The organism is Synechococcus sp. MIT S9507 (assembly GCF_047304715.1).
Lineage (GTDB): Bacteria > Cyanobacteriota > Cyanobacteriia > PCC-6307 > Cyanobiaceae > Synechococcus_C.
In genome coordinates, this window is sequence record NZ_CP138970.1 from 1296769 (window position 1) to 1318496 (window position 21728).

At 60.4% G+C, this 21728-nt stretch carries 19 protein-coding genes and 1 tRNA gene; 8 read left to right on the forward strand and 12 right to left on the reverse strand.

Going from position 1 to position 21728, the window contains the following annotated elements; all coding sequences use genetic code 11:
• Positions 1-5: 5 nt before the first annotated feature.
• The 3 genes from rfbD to rfbA are packed head-to-tail and all read right to left on the reverse strand — an operon-like array spanning position 6 to position 2438.
• Positions 6-893 (reverse strand): dTDP-4-dehydrorhamnose reductase, encoded by an 888-nt coding sequence (gene rfbD, locus SIB83_RS06855; RefSeq protein ID WP_413747186.1) that lies wholly within the window; start codon positions 891-893, stop codon positions 6-8.
• Positions 890-1507, reverse strand: a complete 618-nt coding sequence (rfbC, locus tag SIB83_RS06860; RefSeq protein WP_413404508.1) for a dTDP-4-dehydrorhamnose 3,5-epimerase — start codon at positions 1505-1507, stop codon at positions 890-892. The genes rfbD and rfbC overlap by 4 nt, the downstream gene beginning before the upstream one ends.
• On the reverse strand, positions 1497-2438 hold the full coding sequence (rfbA, locus tag SIB83_RS06865; protein WP_413404510.1) for a glucose-1-phosphate thymidylyltransferase RfbA: 942 nt from the start codon (positions 2436-2438) through the stop codon (positions 1497-1499). The genes rfbC and rfbA overlap by 11 nt, the downstream gene beginning before the upstream one ends.
• Before the next feature lie 148 nt (positions 2439-2586).
• On the opposite strand from rfbA, the gene SIB83_RS06870 reads away from it, so the two are divergent.
• The gene (locus SIB83_RS06870) at positions 2587-3042 is read left to right on the forward strand and encodes a GNAT family N-acetyltransferase (RefSeq protein WP_413747314.1); all 456 of its coding nucleotides are present in this window, start codon (positions 2587-2589) and stop codon (positions 3040-3042) included.
• Positions 3043-3050: 8 nt separating this feature from the next.
• Here SIB83_RS06870 and SIB83_RS06875 read toward each other — a convergent pair.
• The 3 genes from SIB83_RS06875 to psbZ all read right to left on the reverse strand — a co-directional run bounded on the left by SIB83_RS06875 (position 3051) and on the right by psbZ (position 3945).
• Positions 3051-3122: transfer RNA gene (locus SIB83_RS06875), tRNA-Gly, on the reverse strand.
• A 73-nt stretch (positions 3123-3195) separates the two neighbouring features.
• A complete protein-coding gene (gene ribH, locus SIB83_RS06880; RefSeq protein ID WP_413404514.1) occupies positions 3196-3678 on the reverse strand; it encodes a 6,7-dimethyl-8-ribityllumazine synthase in 483 nt (160 codons plus the stop codon).
• Between the two features lie 78 nt (positions 3679-3756).
• The gene (gene psbZ / locus SIB83_RS06885) at positions 3757-3945 is read right to left on the reverse strand and encodes a photosystem II reaction center protein PsbZ (protein WP_115071274.1); all 189 of its coding nucleotides are present in this window, start codon (positions 3943-3945) and stop codon (positions 3757-3759) included.
• 135 nt (positions 3946-4080) lie between these two features.
• Between psbZ and mutS the strand changes: the two genes are divergently transcribed.
• Positions 4081-6819: a DNA mismatch repair protein MutS gene (gene mutS / locus SIB83_RS06890; RefSeq protein WP_413747187.1), complete on the forward strand. Its 2739-nt coding sequence runs from the start codon at positions 4081-4083 to the stop codon at positions 6817-6819.
• On the opposite strand, the gene SIB83_RS06895 is transcribed toward mutS, so the two are convergent.
• On the reverse strand, positions 6804-7439 hold the full coding sequence (locus SIB83_RS06895) for a precorrin-8X methylmutase (RefSeq protein ID WP_413404518.1): 636 nt from the start codon (positions 7437-7439) through the stop codon (positions 6804-6806). The two genes, mutS and SIB83_RS06895, sit on opposite strands and share 16 nt — an antisense overlap.
• A gap of 69 nt (positions 7440-7508) precedes the next feature.
• On the opposite strand from SIB83_RS06895, the gene holA reads away from it, so the two are divergent.
• Positions 7509-8498: a DNA polymerase III subunit delta gene (holA, locus tag SIB83_RS06900; protein ID WP_413747188.1), complete on the forward strand. Its 990-nt coding sequence runs from the start codon at positions 7509-7511 to the stop codon at positions 8496-8498.
• Between the two features lie 30 nt (positions 8499-8528).
• Positions 8529-10331, forward strand: coding sequence for an aspartate kinase (locus SIB83_RS06905; RefSeq protein WP_413747189.1), 1803 nt, complete (start codon positions 8529-8531; stop codon positions 10329-10331).
• A gap of 15 nt (positions 10332-10346) precedes the next feature.
• Here the strand turns inward: SIB83_RS06905 and uvrB are convergent, their stop codons facing one another.
• Both uvrB and SIB83_RS06915 read right to left on the reverse strand, forming a co-directional pair.
• Positions 10347-12383: an excinuclease ABC subunit UvrB gene (gene uvrB / locus SIB83_RS06910; protein ID WP_413747190.1), complete on the reverse strand. Its 2037-nt coding sequence runs from the start codon at positions 12381-12383 to the stop codon at positions 10347-10349.
• A 73-nt stretch (positions 12384-12456) separates the two neighbouring features.
• Positions 12457-13230, reverse strand: coding sequence for a DUF561 domain-containing protein (locus SIB83_RS06915; protein ID WP_413747191.1), 774 nt, complete (start codon positions 13228-13230; stop codon positions 12457-12459).
• 73 nt (positions 13231-13303) lie between these two features.
• On the opposite strand from SIB83_RS06915, the gene tilS reads away from it, so the two are divergent.
• Complete coding sequence (gene tilS, locus SIB83_RS06920; RefSeq protein ID WP_413747192.1) at positions 13304-14323, forward strand: tRNA lysidine(34) synthetase TilS; 1020 nt, start codon at positions 13304-13306, stop codon at positions 14321-14323.
• A gap of 6 nt (positions 14324-14329) precedes the next feature.
• Positions 14330-15253 (forward strand): hypothetical protein, encoded by a 924-nt coding sequence (locus SIB83_RS06925; protein ID WP_413747193.1) that lies wholly within the window; start codon positions 14330-14332, stop codon positions 15251-15253.
• On the opposite strand, the gene SIB83_RS06930 is transcribed toward SIB83_RS06925, so the two are convergent.
• From SIB83_RS06930 to SIB83_RS06940, 3 genes are all read right to left on the reverse strand, one after another.
• Entirely contained in the window at positions 15239-17287 is a 2049-nt protein-coding gene (locus SIB83_RS06930) for a ribonuclease J (protein ID WP_413747194.1), read from the reverse strand. The genes SIB83_RS06925 and SIB83_RS06930 overlap by 15 nt on opposite strands.
• Before the next feature lie 67 nt (positions 17288-17354).
• A complete protein-coding gene (dapA, locus tag SIB83_RS06935) occupies positions 17355-18263 on the reverse strand; it encodes a 4-hydroxy-tetrahydrodipicolinate synthase (RefSeq protein WP_413747195.1) in 909 nt (302 codons plus the stop codon).
• A 5-nt stretch (positions 18264-18268) separates the two neighbouring features.
• Positions 18269-19300 (reverse strand): aspartate-semialdehyde dehydrogenase, encoded by a 1032-nt coding sequence (locus SIB83_RS06940; RefSeq protein ID WP_413747196.1) that lies wholly within the window; start codon positions 19298-19300, stop codon positions 18269-18271.
• 165 nt (positions 19301-19465) lie between these two features.
• Between SIB83_RS06940 and tig the strand changes: the two genes are divergently transcribed.
• Both tig and clpP read left to right on the forward strand, forming a co-directional pair.
• Entirely contained in the window at positions 19466-20911 is a 1446-nt protein-coding gene (gene tig / locus SIB83_RS06945) for a trigger factor (RefSeq protein ID WP_413747315.1), read from the forward strand.
• Between the two features lie 41 nt (positions 20912-20952).
• On the forward strand, positions 20953-21642 hold the full coding sequence (gene clpP, locus SIB83_RS06950) for an ATP-dependent Clp endopeptidase proteolytic subunit ClpP (RefSeq protein ID WP_413747197.1): 690 nt from the start codon (positions 20953-20955) through the stop codon (positions 21640-21642).
• The last annotated feature ends 86 nt before the right edge of the window (positions 21643-21728 follow it).

Genomic DNA, 21728 nt, shown 5'->3' on the forward strand with positions numbered 1-21728 from the left:
GCGGATTATTCGCCCACACGCTGGATCACCTCCTCAAGTGCACAGCGCCAGTGCCTGGGCGCCAAATGCAGTTGCTCACGGGTGTTACCGCAAGCCAACAGCGAATAGGCGGGACGCTTTGCCGGGGTGGGGTAGTCGGTGGTGGTGATCGGAAGCACCTGCGCCGCTTGAGATAAAACACCATGAGAGACCGCCAACTCGCCGATGGCCACTGCGAAGTCATACCAGCTGGCAACACCGGCATCACTCCAATGCAGCACGCCCATCACCTCATGCTGAATCACGGCCCAGCAAGCGGCGGCCAGTCCAAACGTGGCGGTGGGGCAACCAACCTGATCAGCCACTACACGCAATGGCTCTCCGGCTTCCGCCTTGAGGCGATGCAAACGCAGCATGGTGAGTAAAAAATTCCGGCCCACTGGGCCGTACACCCAACCGGTGCGAAGAATCGTGGCCCTGCTCTCAACACCACATCCCAAAATCTCCTCCACAACCTGCTCCCCAGCGGACTTGCTGCGGCCATAAGCCCCTAACGGATCTCGTGGCTGGTCAGGCTGATAGGGATGACCTTGCTGTCCGTTGAACACGAAATCGGTACTCACCTGGAGCAGGCGACCTCCCATGCTGTTCATGGCCTCTGCCAAAGCACGAGGTGCCTCTGCATTGACGGCGCTCGCCAGATCAAACTCCGACTCCGCCTGGTCCACCGCTGTATATGCACCAGCATTCAGCACCCAGTCGGGGCGATGCAGATCAACGATCGTGCGGCAAGCCTGGGGATCCGCCAGATCCAAGTCCTGCCGGGACGTTGCAATCAGTTCAATCCCTTGTGGTGTTGAGCCACGCAAGGCCTGTCCAAGCTGGCCATTGGCGCCGGTCAGCAGAACTCTCAAACAAACACCTCCCCAGCTGACTCCAGGCCCTTGAGCGCGGGAGCCTGCGCATCCTTTTCAGCCAGGAATGGTTCAGTGACCCCCGCCAGATGCAAAGGCCATTGGATCTTCAGCTGCAGATCATTCCAACGCAGGGAACGCTCACAATCGCGATTCCAGAAACCACTGGCTTTGTACTGGACTTCTGCGACATCACTCAGGGTTAAAAAACCATGGGCAAAACCCACCGGCACCCAAAGCTGCAGATGGTTGTCTGCAGAGAGAACGACTCCAACCCACCGGCCGTATGTCGCAGAGCTGCGACGCAGGTCGACCGCCACATCAAAAATCTCACCCGCGCTGCAGCGAACCAGCTTTGCCTGTGGCTCCGGAGGCAATTGAAAGTGGAGTCCTCGCAGAACACCTCGAGTCGAGCGGGAATGGTTGTCCTGCCGGAACCGCAGAGCCTCTGATTCCGTCTGGGGTGCACCAGCGGAGATCAGGTCGTCGCGAAAGCGACGCTCATTCCAGCTTTCAAAAAAGAAACCGCGATTGTCAGCGAACACCTGGGGAGTGATCAGCAACGGCCCATCAATGGGCTCACCGGACACAGCAGAAAGTGTTTCAGCGGGCATCCACAGCATCCTGACGAGGACTCCTGAGATTGCGCTGGAGGAGAGCATGCTCACCTCCGGGTTCGTCCAGCAATCGCAACAGATAGTGTCCGTAACCGCTTTTGAGCAAGGGCTGCGCCAGTTGCTCAAGCTCTGAGCCGTCGATCCATCCCCTGCGCCAGGCCACCTCTTCCGGACACCCCACTTTCAATCCCTGACGTTGCTCAAGGGTCCTGATGTAGGTCCCCGCCTCCTGAAGCGAATCAAACGTGCCGGTGTCGAGCCATGCCATCCCGCGACCCATCAGCTCCACCGTGAGCTGCTGCTCCGCGAGGTAAGCCTGATTAAGGCTGGTGATCTCCAGCTCCCCGCGCGACGAAGGCTCTACCTTTCTGGCTCGCTCGACCACCGTGTGGTCATAGAAGTAGAGGCCTGTAACTGCATAACGGCTGCGGGGATGAGCCGGCTTCTCTTCGATACTCAGAGCTTTTCCGAAGTGATCGAACTCGACCACTCCGTAGCGCTCGGGATCGCGCACCGGATAAGCGAAAACGGTGCCGCCCTCATCACGAGCCATCGCCGCATGCAGCTGGGAGATCAGTTCATGACCATGGAAGAGGTTGTCGCCAAGAACAAGTGCAGCGGCAGAGCCGTCGAGGAAATCAGCACCGATCAGAAACGCCTGAGCCAATCCCTCCGGTGCAGGCTGCACGGCATAAGCGATGGTCATCCCCCAGGCACTGCCATCACCCAGCAAGCGCTGAAAAGCACCCTGATCATGGGGAGTGGTGATGATCAGCACTTCACGGATGCCCGCCAGCATCAAGGTGCTCAGCGGATAGTGGATCATCGGCTTGTCATAGACAGGCATCAGCTGCTTGCTGACAGCCATGGTCAGCGGAGCAAGCCTGGTGCCGCTGCCGCCGGCAAGGATGATGCCCTTTCGCCTCATCGATGGATTGCCGAGATGACCCGTTTCAGTGTCATTTCAGCATGCAAGGGCTGACTTCATCACCGCGGGACATGCTGTTGCAGGTGAGGCAGAGATTCCCAACAGAAGACCCTCGAGAACAGATGATGAAGCGCTGAATGCCAGAAGCATGGCCCGCATCCATCTGGTTGAACATGCACCAGGAGCTCCAGGACTGCGCCTGATGGGGCTGGGGCCGAACCTACGCCCGACGCGTGGTCTGCTCAAACTTCGGCGCCTGCTCAACAAACACGCCTTCTGGGCGCAGGACCGCAGCCGGCAACAACTGGGCAAGATGCTGAAAGGCAGCCAGGTGGTTGTAAGCCTCTGGCGCGGCAAACGCATGGTGGGCTTCGGCCGTGCCAGCAGCGATGGGATCTACAGGGCAGTGCTCTGGGATGTGGTGGTGGCCGGCGACCTGCAGGGCCGCGGGCTCGGAAGGCGTGTTGTAGAAGCCTTGCTGGCTTCTGCAAGGGTGCGTGAGGTGGAACGGGTCTATCTGATGACCACCAACAGCACGGGTTTTTACGAACAAATGGGATTCAGAGCTGTTGGCAACCAACATCTGCTAATCCGCAAACAGTGAGTCAATCAAGCGGATGAAGAGATTCGAACTCTCGACCCTCTCCTTGGCAAGGAGATGCTCTACCACTGAGCTACATCCGCAGGCCGGCCGGTGTAATTCACCTGACGACTCGAGAAGCATGCATCACAAAGGGGCCGTTGGTCAATGCACCACTCAGGCCGCTGGCAATGCTTTGACCAGGGACCCCATTTCCAGAGCCTGCAAGGCATAGCTCCAGCCCAGATTGCTCTTGATGCCTGCCCGCTCAAGCGCTTGTTGCATCGTGTCGGTTGTGAGCACACCGAAAATCACCGGTACACCGGTATCACGGGACACAGTCGCAATCCCCTTGCTGGCTTCAGCCACCACCACATCGAAATGCGGTGTGTCCCCACGGATGACAGCCCCGAGGGTGATCACCACCTGGTATCGACCGCTGCGAGCCAGCTGCTGAGCCACCAATGGCAATTCAAACGACCCCGGCACCCAGGCCGTATCGAGCTGAGCGCTGTCTGCGCTGGTATCAATCCCGTGACGTCCCAGACAATCGAGGCAACCGCTCAACAATTTGGCGGTCACCAGATCGTTGAATCGAGCAATAACAACGGCGATGCGCAGGCCCTGCACATCAGTGAACCGTCCTTCAAAGGTGGCCATGACGCCTTGATCGGTTCATTCCATGTTCACACCCGACCGGGGCGCAACGGAGAAAAAAGATGCTCGCTGGCCTGGATTTCAGACCACGAAGAAGCTCACGCCCCAGTTGACCAGCACCAGTGCCACCCAGGCGATGCCACCCAGCAGGATGAGTCTGTTGGAGCGGCCGCTGTCCTCATTCGAGGCGTAGAGAACAGGCACGGCCACGATCAACGCAAAGGACATCACCACCAATGCCAGAACGGTGAGGGTGTTGAGGATCTGCATGGTGAATCGGTCGACGCCAGGTCGTTCATCGGAGATTCTCACATGTGGAAGAGAGTCGTCTTCGTCGTCTCCGCATCAAGCTTCACAGCTTGTGGTGAACGCCATCGGTACGATCCAGCCACTTTCAGATGTCCCATGCCCCGCTCCTGCCCCCAGCCCGAGGAGCAGTCACTGCAGGGGAATCTGTTCGGAGCCCCGGAGCCGACTGATCAGCCCAAAGCCACCTCAGCCAGAGCGTCTGACGCTTTAGCCGCAGATGCCCTGGCTGAGCTCACCGATGCCAACCTCAGTGCTGATGCCTGCGCACGCCCCAGGCAACGCAAAGGGGGTCGTGATTCAGAGCAGAGCTCCACCCGAGTCGACGAGCTGTCCAGCGCGGAGAGTGATGACAGCGACGCCTTGCCCTGGAGCCACCACAGCCAGGTGAATCAGACCCTGCTGACGCCGATGTTGCGCCATTATGTGGAGCTCAAGGAGGAGCATCCCGAGCGCGTACTGCTGTATCGGCTCGGTGATTTCTTCGAGTGTTTTTTCGAGGACGCGGTCGAACTCTCGCGGGTGCTGGAACTGACCCTCACAGGCAAGGAGGGTGGCAAGGCGATCGGACGTGTGCCGATGGCGGGAATTCCCCATCACGCCGCCGAGCGCTACTGCGCTGAGCTGATTCGTCGCGGTTATTCCGTGGCGCTGTGTGACCAGCTGGAGGCCACGCCTGCAAAGGGCGCTCTGCTCAAGAGGGGAATCACCAGGGTGCTGACGCCGGGAACGGTGCTGGAGGAAGGCATGCTTGCTGCACGCCGCAACAACTGGCTGGCGGCAGTGGTGGTGGAACCTGCCAGCGACAAGCGCCCCTTGCGCTGGGGGCTGGCCAGCGCTGATGTGAGCACCGGAGACGTTGAGGTGCTGGAACGCAGCGGCAGCGACGCTCTGCATCAGCACCTGGCTCAGCTCGAGGCCTCTGAACTGCTCTGGGCGGCCACGGACAACGACAACGTCCAGAGACCTGCCTGGTGCCCGGAAAGGCTGATGCTCAGCCCGATGGCGCTCACGCCCTTCAGCAGGCCCCAGGCTGAACAGGCCCTGAAGACGCACTACCGGCTGGCCGGACTGGATGGGCTCGGCCTGCAGGAACTGCCCCTAGCCCTACGAGCCTTTGGCGGACTGCTGCAATACGTCAATGACACTCAGCCTCTCGAAGAGAGCACGCGGGTGCCGCTTGATGTTCCGAAGATCCTGCAGGCAGGTGATGCGTTGGTGCTCGATGCCCAGACCCGCCGCAATCTGGAACTGACGGCCACCCAACGCGACGGACAGCTTCAGGGGTCACTGCTCTGGGCCATCGACCAGACCCTCACCGCCATGGGTGGGAGATGCCTGCGTCGTTGGCTGGAAGCGCCGTTGATGGACCTCAGCGTCATCCTGGAGCGGCAAAGCGTGGTCAGCCTGCTGGTGAGCCAGAGGACTCAGCGCCAAGCCCTTCGGCGACTGCTCAGACCCATGGGCGATCTGGAGCGGCTGGCGGGTCGGGCAGGGGCCTGTCATGCCAGCGCCCGCGACCTGGTGGCCATCGCCGATGGGCTGGAACGCCTGCCCCGGCTGGCCAGTCGGCTGGAGGGAACCTTGGAGCAGTGGCCCCAGGTTCTGGAGGCGCTGCTGCAGCCGGATCCTGCGCTTGCTGAGCTGGCCGCCGCCGTTCGCCATGCCCTGGTCGACGCTCCGCCCCTCTCCCTGAGCGAAGGCGGCCTGATGCATGACGGGGTTGACCCGCTGCTCGATGGCCTGCGCAATCAGCTCGATGATCAGGACGCCTGGCTGGCCGAACAGGAACGTCTTGAGAAAGAGCTCAGCGGCATCAGCAACCTGCGTTTGCAGTACCACCGCACCTTTGGGTATTTCCTGGCGGTGAGCAAAGCGAAGGCTGCCACCGTGCCCGACCACTGGATCCGCCGCCAGACCCTCGCCAATGAAGAACGCTTCATCACCCCTGAACTGAAGGAGCGCGAAGGCCGCATCTTCCAGCTGCGGGCTCGGGCCTTCCAGCGCGAATACGAGTTGTTCTGCAAGCTGCGCGAGCGGGTGGGAGGCATGGCTGCTCCGATTCGCGAGGCGGCCCGGGCCACCGCTGCCCTGGACGCACTCACCGCCCTGGCTGTGACAGCCGCCACCAGTGGCTGGTGCGCTCCTGAGCTCACTGAGGGTCGTGAACTCGCAATCACTGCCGGCCGTCACCCGGTGGTGGAACAGCTTCTGGTGGAGGTTCCATTCACACCGAACGATCTTGCTCTCGGGCACGACACCGACCTGATCGTGCTGACGGGGCCCAATGCCAGCGGCAAAAGCTGCTATCTGCGCCAGATCGGTCTGATCCAGCTGTTGGCCCAGATCGGCAGCTGGGTTCCGGCAGCCTCTGCCCAGATCGGCCTGGCCGATCGCATCTTCACGCGGGTGGGCGCCGTGGATGATCTGGCCGCAGGCCAGTCCACCTTCATGGTGGAAATGGCCGAAACCGCCAACATCCTTCACCACGCCAGCGACCGCTCCCTCGTGCTCCTTGATGAAATCGGCAGGGGTACCGCCACCTTCGACGGCCTCTCGATCGCCTGGGCCGTGAGCGAACACCTGGCGGGCGATCTCAAAGCGCGCACGGTGTTCGCCACCCACTATCACGAGCTGAACAACCTGGCGGAGCAGCGGCCCAACGTGGCCAACTTCCAGGTGATGGTGGAGGAAACCGGTGAGGACCTGGTGTTCCTGCATCAGGTGCAGATCGGTGGTGCCAGCCGCAGTTACGGCATCGAAGCCGCGCGCCTGGCCGGTGTTCCCACCCGCGTTGTGCAACGGGCCCGGCAGGTGCTGGATCAGCTGGCGGCCTGAGATGCTCGGAGCAGAGCATTCGCTGCTGCCGCCACCAAGCCTGCACCACCGCGGGTTCCCTCTAAGCGGATCTGAGCCAGAGACGTTGTCGCCAGACGGCGTTTGCTTTCCGGAACACCCACAAACCCAACCGGCATGCCGATCACCAGCGAAGGTGCAGGGGCCCCAGCCTCCAGTTGATCGAGCAATTGATCCAGTGCGGTGGGAGCACTGCCCACCAGCAGCACCGGCATCGGCTGCGCCTTCGCGCTGGCCATCTGAGTGAGCTCCGGCCAGGCCCTCTGCATCGCCGCGGCGGATCGAGTGGAATCTTGCGGTGAAACCGCAGGAGCCCAGTCGAGCAGGCAGCGAACAGATGTGCCGAGTGTGCGCTCAGCCATCGGCATCACAGCAGCCGCGGCCATGGCCGTATCGGTGAGGATCACTGCCCCGCCCTGCAACGCTGCAAGTCCCTGCTCGCAAGCCCCCTCGCTGAAAAGCAGCAGCGACTGCAGGCCTGGATCTCCGCTGCTGTGCACCAGGCGTTCCAACACCTGCTGCCGTAGAGGATCCAGTCCCGTCTGGCCCAGCAAGGCCCTAATTCGACAGATGCTTTCCGTGAAAATCGGGTGGTCGGTCATTGCTGCACATTGCTCTGACGTGGGCTGCCAGTCAGGGCAGACTTCGATATTGTCCGACGACTCACCTCAATGCCGATCCAGTTGTTCTGGGGGGATGATTCCGCCGCACTGGAACGGGCTGTTCAGGCCTTGATCGAGAAAACGGTGGATCCGAGCTGGGCGAGCGTGAACGTGAGCCGTCTGGATGGCAGCGAGGCGGGACAGGCCAGGCAGGCTCTGGAAGAATCACGCACACCACCCTTCGGCGCTGGCTCCAGGGTGGTGTTGCTGCAGCGATCTCCCTTCTGCAACGCCTGCCCCAGCGAGCTGGCCGAGCGCTTCGAAGCCTCCCTGGATGGCATCCCTGACAGCACCCAGCTGCTGCTCTGCCATCCCTCCAAACCCGATGGTCGGCTGCGCACCACCAAGGCCTTGATGAAACGCATCAAGGCTGGAGAGGCCAGCGAGCGCAACTTCAGGCTTCCGGCCGTCTGGGACGGGGCCGGCCAGCGCCAGCTGGTGGAGCGCACCGCTGAGGAGCTGAAGCTGAAGCTGGAGCCCGCTGCGGTGGATGCCTTGATCGATGCCATCGGCAACGACAGCGCCAGGCTGGCCATGGAACTGCAGAAGCTGGCGCTTCATGCTGAAAGCAGCGGAGAGACACGCATCAGTGCCAACTCCGTTGACAGCCTGATCGCAGGCCTCAGCACCAACGCTCTGCAGGTGGGAGACGCGTTGCTGGCAGGCGATCCCGGCCAGGCGATCGCCTTGCTGGATGCTCTCAACGATGCCGGCGAACCGGCCCTGCGCATTGTGGCCACGCTCACCGGTCAGATCCGTGGCTGGCTCTGGGTGATGTTGCTGGAACAGCAGGGAGAGCGAGACGTGGGGGTGATCGCCAAAGCGGCGGGGATCGGCAACCCCAAACGCATCTACGTGATGCGCAAACAGCTGCAGGGGCGCTCTCCCCAGCGCTGCCTCAACCTGCTGGGACGCCTGCTGGATGTGGAAGCTGCCCTCAAACGGGGCACCCCGGCCGGAGATGCCTTCCGTGATGGGCTGCTGGGGGCATCACAGTGAGACAATCGCCTGCGACATGAGGCGGCATGGATGGCCCTGCTGGTGCAGAAGTTCGGCGGAACCTCCGTCGGCAGCGTGGAGCGCATCCAGGCCGTGGCAAGGCGCATCGCCAACTGCAAGGAGGATGGACACGATCTGGTGATCGTGGTCTCGGCGATGGGTCACACCACCGATGAACTGACCGCGAAGGCCAATGCCATCAGCAGCAATCCACCCCAAAGGGAGATGGACATGCTGCTGGCCACCGGTGAACAGGTCTCGATTGCGCTGCTCTCCATGGCGTTGCATGAGCTGGGCGTGCCGGCCATCTCCATGACCGGGCCCCAGGTGGGGATCGTGACCGAATCCGCCCATGGCAAGGCCCGTATCCTCGACGTGCGCACCGATCGCCTGCGCAGCCGACTGGACGAAGGCCGTGTGGTGGTGGTGGCAGGTTTTCAGGGAACCAGCCAGAGCAGTGGCGGCACCGCCGAGATCACCACTCTTGGGCGAGGAGGCTCCGACACCTCAGCCGTGGCCCTGGCAGCAGCCCTTGGTGCTGAGGCCTGTGAGATCTACACCGACGTGCCTGGTGTACTCACCACCGATCCACGCAAGGTGGAGGACGCCCAGTTGATGCCGCGGGTGAGCTGCGACGAAATGCTCGAGCTGGCCAGCCTCGGCGCCGCCGTCCTGCACCCACGCGCTGTGGAGATTGCTCGCAACTACGGGGTCACGATGGTGGTCCGTTCCAGCTGGAGCGATGAACCCGGCACAACGCTCACCAGCCGCAACCCAAGACCCATTGGCCGCGAAGGTCTTGAACTGGGACGACCGGTGGACGGCGCAGAACTGGTGGAACACCAGGCGGTGCTGGCGCTCTCCCACGTATCCGACAAGCCTGGTGTTGCGGCCCAGCTGTTCGAAAGCCTGTCTGAGGGCGGTGTGAATGTTGACCTGATCATTCAGGCCACCCACGAAGGCAACAGCAATGACATCACCTTCACCGTGGCCGAAACCGAGCTGGACAAAGCGCGCAGCATCTGTGAATCACTGATCGAAAAGCTGGGCGGGGAGCTGGTCGCCCAGTCCGGAATGAGCAAGCTGAGCATCAGTGGCGCCGGAATCATGGGGCGACCCGGCATCGCTGCCGGGCTTTTCCAGACCCTGTCAAGGGTCGGCATCAACCTGCGGGTGATCGCCACCAGTGAGGTGAAGGTCAGCTGCCTGATCAACGCGGATGTCGGTGGAAAAGCCGTTCAGGCCACCCAGGAGACCTTTGAACTAGAGGCTGGTCAGATCAGCCTGAATCCCAGCGCGAGCGGCGAAGGTGAGCCTGAAGTGCGTGGTGTGGCCCTCGACCGTGACCAGGCCCAGGTCAGCGTGCGGCATGTGCCCGACAAGCCCGGCACCGCCGGAGCCCTCTGCAATGCACTGGCGGACGCTGGCATCAGCCTCGATGCCATCGTCCAGTCGGAACGCCAGCATGCCGATGGCAGCCGCGATATCAGTTTCACGCTCAAACGCGACGACCGCAGTGCCGCTGATCGCGCCCTGAGCGCTCTGCTGGCCCAGTGGCCTGGAGCACAGCTCGAGGATGGACCAGCCATTGCCAGGGTGAGTGCCGTTGGTGCAGGCATGCCAGCCACGGCAGGCACCGCAGGGCGCATGTTCCGTTCTCTGGCGGCAGCAGGGGTGAATATTGAAATGATCGCCACCAGTGAAATCCGCACCAGTTGTGTGGTGGCTGAAGCCGATGGAGTCGCCGCGCTTCAGGCCGTACATGCCGGTTTCAAGCTTGGCGGCAGCACCCGCCATTCCGCTGAGGGAACCGAATCACCTCTGGTGGCTTAGTCAAACTTCAGGAATTCAGCTCTGACCAACCAGTTTCTGACGCAGTTTCTTGATCCGGTCGCGGAGGTTTGCAGCCTCCTCAAAATCTAGTTTCTTGGCCGCATCCTTCATCTTGACTTCAAGCTGATCGATCAGCTCAGGCAAGGCATCAAGGGCCATGCCGTCTGAATCATTTTCGAGAGCCTGCACTGCCTTACCTGCCACCTGCACCAGGTCGGCATCGGGGCCATCGGTCTTGAGTTTGCGAGAGAGCTCCAGGAACGAAAGGATTGAATTGCTGGCTTTTTTACCCGCAGCCGTCGGCACAATTCCATGCTTTTCGTTGTACCCCTGCTGGATCTTGCGCCGCCGTTCAGTCTCCTCGATCGCCTTGGCCATCGAATCCGTCATGTTGTCGGCATAGAGCAGTGCAACCCCCTCCACATGCCGTGCTGCCCGGCCGATCGTCTGAATCAGTGAACGCTGCGCTCGCAGGAATCCTTCCTTGTCGGCATCCAGGATCGCCACAAGACTCACTTCAGGCAGATCAAGACCTTCGCGCAGCAGGTTGACACCCACGAGCACGTCGTACTCACCCAGGCGCAGGTCCTGAATGATTTCGATGCGCTCGATCGAATGAATCTCAGAGTGCAGATAGCGGACCCGCACCTTGTTCTCGGCCAGATAATCCGTGAGATCTTCCGCCATGCGCTTGGTCAGCGTGGTCACCAGCACCCGCTGCTGCTTCTCGGCCCGCGTTCGGATTTCTCCGAGCAAATCATCCACCTGACCTGTGGTGGGCCTCACTTCAACAATCGGATCGAGCACTCCGGTGGGGCGGATCACCTGCTCGGCCACCTGACCATCACTCACGTTCACTTCCCAGTCACCGGGTGTGGCACTGACAAACACGGTCTGACGGGCTTTCGTCCAGAACTCTTCACCCTTGAGAGGCCGGTTGTCCGCTGCACTGGGCAGGCGGAAGCCGTGATCAATCAGCACCTTCTTGCGGGCCTGATCGCCGTTGTACATCGCCTGAAGCTGTGAACAGGTGACATGGCTTTCGTCCACGATCAACAGCCAGTCATCAGGAAAATAATCAATCAGGCATTCCGGAGCGGAACCGGGTTCACGCCCAGCCAGATGACGGGCGTAGTTCTCCACGCCATTGCAGTAGCCCACCTGCTGCAGCATCTCCAGGTCATAGGTAGTGCGTTGCTCCAGTCGCTGAGCTTCCAGCAGCTTGCCTTCGGTTTGCAGGAACTCAAGCCGGTCCTTGAGTTCGGCGCGGATGTCCTTCACCGCCGAATCCAAACGATCCTTCGGCGTCACAAAGTGCTTGGCCGGGTAGATGTTGATGGTGTCAAGACTCTGCAGGATCTCACCGGTGGTGGGATCGACGTAACGGATTGCCTCCACTTCATCGCCAAACATCTCCACCCGCACCAGACGGTCTTCATAGGCGGGCCCGATTTCCAGCACATCGCCCTTCACTCGAAAGCGACCGCGGGTGATGTCCATGTCGTTGCGGCTGTACTGGTTGTTCACCAGTTCACGCAGTGAGCCGCGCAGATCCAGAGACTCACCCACCCGGAACTGCACGGAAGCCTTCAGATATTCACTCGGAATTCCCAGGCCGTAGATGCAACTGATCGAGGCCACGACAATCACATCGCGGCGTTCAAATAACGATCGTGTGGCCGAGTGCCGCAGCATATCGATCTCTTCATTGATCGATGCTGTTTTGGCGATGTAGGTATCACTGACCGGCACATACGCTTCCGGCTGGTAATAGTCGTAATAGGAGATGAAGTACTCCACGGCATTGTTGGGAAAGAATTCCCTCAGCTCGTTGCAGAGCTGCGCCGCCAGAGTCTTGTTGTGAGCCAGAACCAGTGCGGGACGACCCGTCTGCGCAATGACATTGGCCATCGTGAACGTCTTGCCCGTACCGGTCGCACCCAGAAGGGTCTGATAGCGACGACCTCCATTCACCCCATCGACCAGCTGGGTGATCGCGGTCGGCTGATCACCCTTGGGGGTATAAGGCGCCGTGAGGTCGTAGGCAGGCATGGTCCTTGCGCTGTGAACCCTGAATGGGCCGTTCACGTTACGAGGCCCATTGATGCGCGCGTGTGCGCGGCAATCAGACCCGGCTGGTGACCTCTCGGCCCAAGGCTTCACGCAGGCCGCGCACCACAGCCACCATGGCCAGCTCATCATCGAGGCGATTCACTGCGGAACCAACGCCCACACCCGCTGCGCCGGCTGCAATCGCCATCGGCAACGTGACAGCGGAAAGGCCAGATGCACACAGCACCGGTGCTGTCTCGCCGGCACTCTGCAGAGCAGCACTGATGCTGTGAGCCGCGGCCAGCGTGGGCGCAGCCTTTTCAATCAGGCCGAGGCTGCCGGGGCTGAAGGGTTTGGCACTGGTGCCACCCTCGGTCTGAATCAGATCGGCACCGGCTGCCACCAGATCAACCGCCAGCTGTTCCTGCTGATCCATCGGCAACACATGGGGCACGGTGACGCTCAGAACCACCTCAGGCAACAATCCGCGAGTACGACGCGTGAGCTCCAACACCTCTTCCGCTCCGAAGATGCGTCCCTGGGGATAAAAGCTGTCGAAATTTCCGATCTCCACCATGGCCGCACCTGCAGCCACGGCGGCCGGAAACTGCTCGGGTTCCACAGAGGACACGCAGACCGGTACCCCTCCGGATGCCTCAACCGCCAGCCTGACCAGCTCCGCATCACAGGCCACATCGATCACATCGGCCCCGCCAAGGCCGGCTGCCCGCGACACGCGTGCGACGGAGTCCGCATCGAAATTCATCAGACCGGCAATCACCTTCAGCGCGGAACGCTGTTCCAGGCTGCGGCGAAGAGCAGCGGGCAGCAGAGAAAGGCGGGACATCAAGCTGATATCAGATCCGATCATTGTCCCACCGCGCGAACAGTCAGGATCAAAGCGAGATTCAGCAAAAGCGATGACAGTCGGCGAGCCTTGGCTGAACTGGCACGACCGGCTCCACCGCCGACTTCTAGGCAATCCCCAGTTGCTGCCCAAGGGGGCAACACTTCTGCTGGCGGTTTCCGGGGGCAAGGACTCCATGGCTCTGCTGGGGCTGCTGCGGGACCTTCGCCGACAACATCACTGGACCCTGCAGCTCTGGCATGGAGACCACGGCTGGAATCCAGCGTCCAAGAGCACTGCCATTGAACTGGCCAACTGGTGCAGGACGCAACAGCTGCCACTGCAGATCAGCACCGGCACATTCAGCATCACCGGCAGCGAGGCCAAAGCCCGTGAATGGCGCTATGCCCAGCTCCGTCAGGCCTGTGATCAGCTCAACCTCAACAGAACTGGCAATCGTTGTCGGACAGTCGTGACCGGACACACCGCCAGCGATCGAGCCGAATCGCTGCTGTTGCAACTCAGCAGGGGAACAAACCTGGCCGGGCTTGGCAGCCTGCGTTGGCAGAGGACCCTGAATGCCTCGGAAACAGACGAGATCCAGCTCGTAAGACCACTGCTGCATTTCAGCCATGACGACACGGCCGCAATCTGCCAAGAACTACAACTGCCAATCTGGCAGGACCCAAGCAACAACAATCCACGCTTTGATCGCAACCGCATCCGTCAGGAGGTCCTGCCGGTGCTGGAGGCCCTGCACCCCGGCTGCAGCAGACGGATGGCTGAACTGAGCGAACGAATGTCCCAGCTGCAGGACACCCAGAGCGCGCTGGTGGCCCTGACTCTGAAAAACCTGAAAAGAGAGGACGGTGCGTTGAAGCGACCGTCATTGCAAGAGCTCGACGGTTCGGCAAGACGACTGCTCCTGCATGGATGGCTGCAGGCCCAGGGCATGCCAGCACTATCGGCGAAGCAACTTGAAGAACTGAGCACTGCCATTGGTCCATGCCAGCCACCCGGCGAGCGTCACCTGGCCGGTCTGAAGCGACTTCACTGGTGCCGGGACTGGGTACAACTGGAAGACAGGAACTGAACCCATTTGGACGGCGACTTTCAGAGCAACTATCTCGCCGCTGAACAGGCCTATGCAGCTGGGGACTTCCAGACAGCGCGCAGCACCGTTCTGGATCTGCTCGATCAGCTCGAACCTCTTCCAGAGTCAGGCAATGAGCGGCAAGCGACGCTGGCCTGGCGGGCATTCGTTGCTCTGCTGGCAGGCCATATCCATCTGTATGGCCTCAACGAAACAGATCAGGCGCGCGGCTATTACGAACTGGTCCTGGCCAGCAACCCGCAGGACACACTGCGAGATCTAGCCGAGCAGGGTCTTGAACGATCCCGAGAAAACCAGCCAGCTGAGATCCAGGCTGAACCAGGGATTGCAGCTCCAACAAATCCAGACACTGAATCTTCCCCGGTCGCGGGTTCCCCAGAGCTGATTCGTGATCCCTTCCTGAAACAATCTTGCGACTCGAGCCAACCGGATCAGTCAGAGACCGCAGAAGTCTCAACAGCAACTCCATGGCTGGCTGATTCGTCTCACGGGCAAACAGAAACAGCCATCTCAACAACAGCCACCTCAACAAAAGCCATCGCAACGACAGCCGATGCATTAAAAGCCAGTGCATCAACAGCCATCAAAACTGAAGCCATCGAGCACAACTCGCGACACAAACAAGAGATGGAAATGGGCATCTCCAAGCAGTCTGGTCCGATGCTTGCCAGCTCAGGAGCTCAAACAGAAGCTCAAACCCCATCACCAGAAAAAAATCAGATCGAGCACTCGCAGACTGATTGTGTGGAAGATCCGCTGATCAAGCAGGCACTGAAGCAACGCCTGGAGACGGGCAGGCTGCGCGTCAAGCTGCCCGATCAACCAGCGACTCCATCCAAACGTGATGCGGGCAGCAATGCGGCAAAAGCCAGGTGGGCGTGGCTGCTGGCAGCCTTACGCCGCAGCTGAGCGACGGCGACGGGTACGGCCAGCAGGCATGTTCTCCTGGTCGACTGCTGGAGCTGAAGCTGCTGGTGCAGGAACTTTGGCAGGCGCAGGGGCTTTCGAAGCTGCTGCCACAGGTTCCTTGGCTGGGGCCGACTTGGCCTCCACAGCCGCAGAACGGGCTGTCGTGATCACCCGCGCGGGGGTGGCTTCTCGGTTGCGATCTCGGCCTCCACCGTGTCGACCACCACCATGACCGCCTCCGTGGCGTCCACCACGTCCACGGGGCGCCGGACGATCATCTGGCTCGGCGTCCGCACGACCTTTGTATACAGGTGTTCCACCAGGTGCAGGCTGCACCAGACAGAGAATCAAAGGCTCCACCTGAAGTTCACGGCGCATTCGGCGGCTGAGGCCGACCTCCACCTCTCGCTGCACACCCATCCAGTCGACATCCGGGGCCTTGCCACCGGTGTTGCGGGTGAGTTGCTTCCACCGGTTCTCGAGCACCCATTTGATTTCGCGTTCCGTCCACAGCGACATCTTGCGAGCATCAGCCGTCGTGACGACACCGCGAAGATTCACACGAGGAGGAGCCACCATGGCTCCGTCAGTGCTGATGGCGGCCAGGATTGTGACGATGCCGTCTTCCGCCAGTTGCTGGCGCTCTTTAAGCACGCGGGCATCAACGATGCCGTTGCGCGACTGATCAAGCAGCTCGATCCCGGCCTTCACCGGATCCGACTTGGTAATGGAGTCTGCGGTGAGCTCAACAACATCGCCGTTATCGATGATCAGGGTGTTGTTCTCGGGAACACCCATGGCATGACCGGTCCTGGCATGACGCACCAGCATGCGGTGCTCACCATGCACAGGCACGAAAAATTTCGGTCGGGTGAGAGCGAGCATCAACTTCTGGTCCTCCTGGAAGCCATGGCCTGAGACGTGAATGCCCTCGCCTTTGCCGTAGACCACCTTGGCCCCCAGCATCATCAGACGGTCGATCGTGTTCACCACTGAAATGGTGTTGCCTGGGATCGGACTCGCAGAAAAAATTATCGTGTCTGAGGTCTTGACTCGCACCTGAGGGTGTTCGCCACGGGAGATGCGGCTCAGTGCAGCAAGAGGCTCGCCCTGACTGCCGGTCATCAGCAGCAGGGTTTCGCGGTCGGAGACGTTGTTGATCTGCTTGATCGGCACAAACAGCTCGTCAGGGGCTCGCATGTAGCCCAGCTCGCGAGCCTTGGCGATCACGTTGAGCATGGAACGACCCAGCAAACCAACCTTGCGGCCGTTCTTGAGAGCAAGCTCAAGAATCATCGACACACGATGGATTGAACTGGCGAAAGTGGTGACAATCACGCGGCCTTCGGCCTCGGCGATATGACGGTCAAGATTGGAGAACACAGACCGCTCGGGAGGACAGAAACCCGGCACCTCTGCATTGGTGGAATCGCTGAACAGGCAGAGCACTCCCTTGTCGCCATGGTGAGCCAGACGAGCCAGATCAAAGTGCTCACCATCAACAGGGGTGTGATCGAACTTGAAGTCACCCGTGAAGATGATTGTTCCGACCGGTGTGGAGATGGCCAGCGAAAAGCTGTCGGCCATCGAGTGGGTGTTACGGATGAATTCCACTGAAAAGTGCTGACCCAGCTTCACCACATCGCGAGGTCCGACGGTCTGAAGGGTGGTTCGATCGGCGACGCCAGCCTCATCCATCTTTCCGGTGAGCATCGAAAGAGCCAGGCGCGGCCCGTAGATCACTGGAATGTTGAAGTGCTTGAGATGGTGGGCGATCCCACCAATGTGGTCTTCATGACCATGGGTGACGATCATGCCGCGGATGCGCTTCTGGTTCTCGCGCAGAAAGCTGGTATCAGGCAAAACCACGTTCACCCCATGCATGCCGTCGCTTGGAAAGGCGAGGCCGGCATCAACCAGCATCAGATCATCGCCATACTCAAAAACGCAGGTGTTCTTGCCGATTTCGTGCAGTCCTCCGAGAGGAATCACTCTCAGGGTGGGTTGCTTGGTCTTGGAAGTTGTGACGGTCATGGGATCGCTTGCGTATGGAAAAAATCAATCAGGGAGGCGCATATCAGCGCTGTCGGCAGCCTTGGCGTCAGGTCTGACGCAGGGCATCAAGGGCTTCGGACAGGGCAACGCGCATGGCAGGCTCCAGCGGAACGAGGGGAAGTCGGGGAGCACCCACAGGCCAGCCTCCCAACTCGAGAGCGGCTTTGACAGGTATCGGATTGGTGGTGGCAAACAGAGCCTTGAACAGGGGGAGTAACTGCTCATGGTGCGAGAGAGCAACTGCGTTCTGACCAGCCAGGTAAGCCTCGATCATCTTGCGCAGTCGGCGGCCCACCAGATGGCTGGCGACACTGACAACTCCCACGGCGCCCACCGAAAGCATCGGCAGCGTGAGGGCGTCATCGCCGCTGTAGATCGCGAGACGATGACCGCAGGCCTGTCGTAACTGGGAGACTTCTTCGGTGGTTCCACTGGCTGCCTTGAAGCTCACCACATTGGCGCAATTCATCAGCCTGGCAACTGAGGACGGCTGCATGTTGCAACCGGTCCTGCCGGGAATGTTGTAAAGCATCAGAGGCAGGTCAGACGCAGCCTCAGCAATGGCCCGGAAATGGGCTTCAATCCCGTCCTGAGGTGGCTTGTTGTAGTAAGGCACCACCACAAGAGCTCCATCGGCGCCAGCTGCCGCAGCTTCCCTGGTGGCCTCAACAGCCTCGCGCGTGCAGTTACTGCCGGTTCCCGCCAGCACACTCACACCAGAGCCCACAGCCTGCCGCACCGCCTCGAACATCTTCAGTTGCTCGCTCCAGCTGAGCGTGGGGGATTCTCCGGTGGTGCCGCACACCACGAGGGCTTCCGACCCCTCATCCACCAGATGACGCGCCAGACGACCGGCGAGCGCCAGATCCACACCGCCCTCTGAATCAAAGGGGGTCACCATGGCCGTCACTAAACGACCGAAGGGAGTGGGGGAAAGTTCTGCAGCGGTGCTCATGGAGTTCAGGCAGCGGGCAACAGCAGTTCAGCGATCTGGATGGCATTGAGCGCCGCACCTTTGCGGATCTGATCTCCACAAAGCCAAAACTCAAGTGCGTTCTCTTCACTGATGTCCTGTCGAATCCTCCCCACAACAACTGGATCACGGCCGGTCACATCCGTCGGCATGGGAAAGCGATTGCTGGCAGGGTCTTCGAGCAGTTCCACCCCCGGAGCAGCCGCGAGCAGCTCCCGTGCTTCCTTCACCGGGAAAGGCTCTGCGAATTCCACATTGACCGCTTCTGAATGGGCACGCAGAACCGGGACCCTCACACACGTTGCCGTAAAGCGAAGCCCGGGCAAACCCATGATCTTGCGGGTTTCATGAACCATCTTCATTTCCTCTTCGCAGTAACTGTTGGACTGCAACGGTGAGTTGTGCAGAAAAAGGTTGAAAGCCAATGAGTGGGGAAGAACCTCACTGTTGGGTGTGCCGCCATCGAGAACCACACGGGAGAGGTCCTTCAGTTCCTCCATGGCCCTGGCTCCGGCACCACTCGCTGACTGATAGGTGCTCACAACCACCCTGTGCATCGAACGCTTCGCAGCAAGAGGGGCCAGAGCCAGCGTGAGCAGGATGGTGGTGCAGTTGGGATTGGCGATCACACCATTGTGCTCAGCAGCAGCCTGCGGATTCACCTCAGGAACCACAAGGGGCACGTCGTCGTCCATGCGGAAGGCACTGGAGTTATCCACCATCACGGCACCAGCGGACACAACCGCTTCACGCCATTGGCGCGACACCGAACCGCCAGCGGATGCGAGAACCAGATCGACATCCTGAAACGAAGACTCGCTGACTTCCTGAACCGCGATCGCCTGTCCGTTCCATTGACAGATCTGCCCGGCGGAACGGGCAGAGGCCAGCAGACGCAGCTCACTAACAGGAAAATTGCGCTCCTGAAGCAGCTGAAGCAATTCCTGCCCAACCGCACCACTGGCACCGAGAACGGCCACAGTCAAAGGTCGATTCGGTAAAGGGTGAACTGGGGTCAAACGGACGGGAAACAGAGATAGACGGGCAGGTGGTGCAACCAACGGCTGCAAAAACCCTGAACACTTGAAGCCTGGGTGTGGCTTTTCCTACATATCAGCTTACGCGGGGGTGATGGTCAGGCACTTAATTAATGTGTTGGGCTGCTTGTACCCGTGACCCAGCCGATGAGTGCCGCCAGCCTGAAGGTTTCCACGTCCTCCCGTCCCGGCAGCCGAATGGCTGTGGAGGTCGTTGTTCCTGCGGAACGCTGTGAGGCCAGTTACGAGGAAGCAATCAAGCGACTGAGCCGCACCGTCAATCTTCCGGGATTCCGCAAGGGCAAGGTCCCCCGCACTGTCTTGGTGCAACAGCTAGGCGCTCTGCGGATCCGCGCCACAGCGCTGGAAACACTGGTTGACAGCGTCTGGCGCGATGCGCTCGAGCAGGAAACGATAGAAGCCCTTGGCCAGCCCGAACTAAGCGGCGGTTTCGATGAACTGCTGGAAAGCTTCAAGCCCGGAAAAGGCCTCACGGTGACGTTGGAAACCGATGTGGCTCCGACACCGAAGCTGAAGAGCACAAAGGGTTTGAAGGCTGAAGCAGAGAGCGTCAGCTACGACCCGGCCCGCTTGGATGAAATGCTCGAAGATTCACGTCGCCAGCTGGCCACCGTGATTCCCGTGGAAGGACGCAAAGCGGAGAAGGGAGACATCGCTGTGGTTGGCTTCAAGGGCACCTACAGCGATGACGGCAGTGAAATTGAGGGCGGCAGCTCCGATTCCATGGATGTGGATCTCGAGCATGGCCGCATGATCCCCGGCTTCATTGAAGGCGTGGTGGGAATGGCGATCGGAGACAGCAAAACTGTGGACTGCACATTCCCCGATGACTACCCCAAGGAAGATGCGCGCGGTCGCAAGGCCAGCTTCGAGATCGAACTGAAGGACCTCAAGACCCGCGAGCTGCCTGAGCTGAACGATGAGTTCGCCAAGCAGGCCAGCGAACAGGAATCCCTGGCCGATCTGCGCAGCGACCTTGAAAAGCGTCTGAAGGAAGATGCCGAGCGTCGATCACGCAGCAACCGGCACGACGCCCTGCTGGCAGCTTTGGTGGAGCAGCTGGAGGTTGAGCTTCCTGAGAGCCTGATCCAGCAAGAGGTTCGCAATCTGGTGGAACAGACCGCTGGACAGTTCGCCCAGCAGGGAATGGATGTGAAATCTCTGTTCACTCCCGAACTGGTCCGCAACCTGATGGACTCTTCACGGCCAGAAGCTGAGGAGCGCCTGCGCCGAAGCCTTGCCTTAACGGCCCTGGCAGAGAGTGAAAAGCTCACTGTCGAAGACAGTGACATCGACACCAAGCTCGAGGACGTGAAGCAACAGCTCTCCGGCGAGCGCGACATCGACCCCGAGCGTCTGCGTCAGGCCGTGCTTGACGATCTGCTCCAGGAGAAGCTGCTGGGTTGGCTGGAAGAGAACAGCACCGTCACTGACAAGGCTCCAGAAGACTCTGCGAAAGCAGAAAAAGAAGCAACAAAGAAGGCCGCGGCCAAGAGCGCCAAACCCGCTGAAAAGAAAAAAACAACCAAGGCGAAAATCGCCAAGAAAGACAGTGATGGCGCCGAAGCCTGATCTCCAGCCATAGATTGCATGCAAAGCCCGCCAGCCGCCGAGTGATCGACGATCGCAGTCACCATCCGATTCAGAACCGCTGGCGGGGCATTCAGCCTGTCTCGCAGCATCCTCAGGCAGCTCCTGGGGTGCTACCGACTGTGGTTGAACAGTCAGGTCGAGGAGATCGAGCCTTTGACATCTACTCCAGGCTGCTGCGCGAGCGGATCATCTTTCTCGGCACCGGTGTCGACGATCAGGTGGCGGACGCCCTTGTTGCTCAGCTGCTGTTTCTGGAAGCGGAAGATCCTGAGAAGGACATTCAGATCTACATCAACTCTCCGGGTGGTTCGGTCACTGCCGGTCTGGCGATCTACGACACCATGCAGCAAGTGGCACCAGACATTGTCACCATCTGCTACGGCCTGGCAGCCTCGATGGGAGCCTTCCTGCTGTCAGGAGGTGCCAAAGGCAAGCGGCTGGCACTTCCCAATGCACGGATCATGATTCACCAACCCCTCGGTGGTGCCCAGGGACAGGCTGTGGACATTGAAATTCAGGCCAAGGAAATCCTGTTCCTCAAGCAGACCCTTAACGGCCTGATGGCCGATCACACCAGCCAGCCCTTGGAGAAGATTACCGAGGACACGGACCGTGACAATTTCATGTCTCCAGCAGAAGCCGTCGATTACGGCCTGATCGATCGTGTGGTGGACAGTTTCGGAGACGGAGAAATCGTTACGGAGGGCTGACATCAGCCCGTTCTGTCGCGATCCTCAGTATCTGGGTTGAGATCCTTCCAATCCAGACCCGTGTTCCGACTGACCTGCGAAGCGCC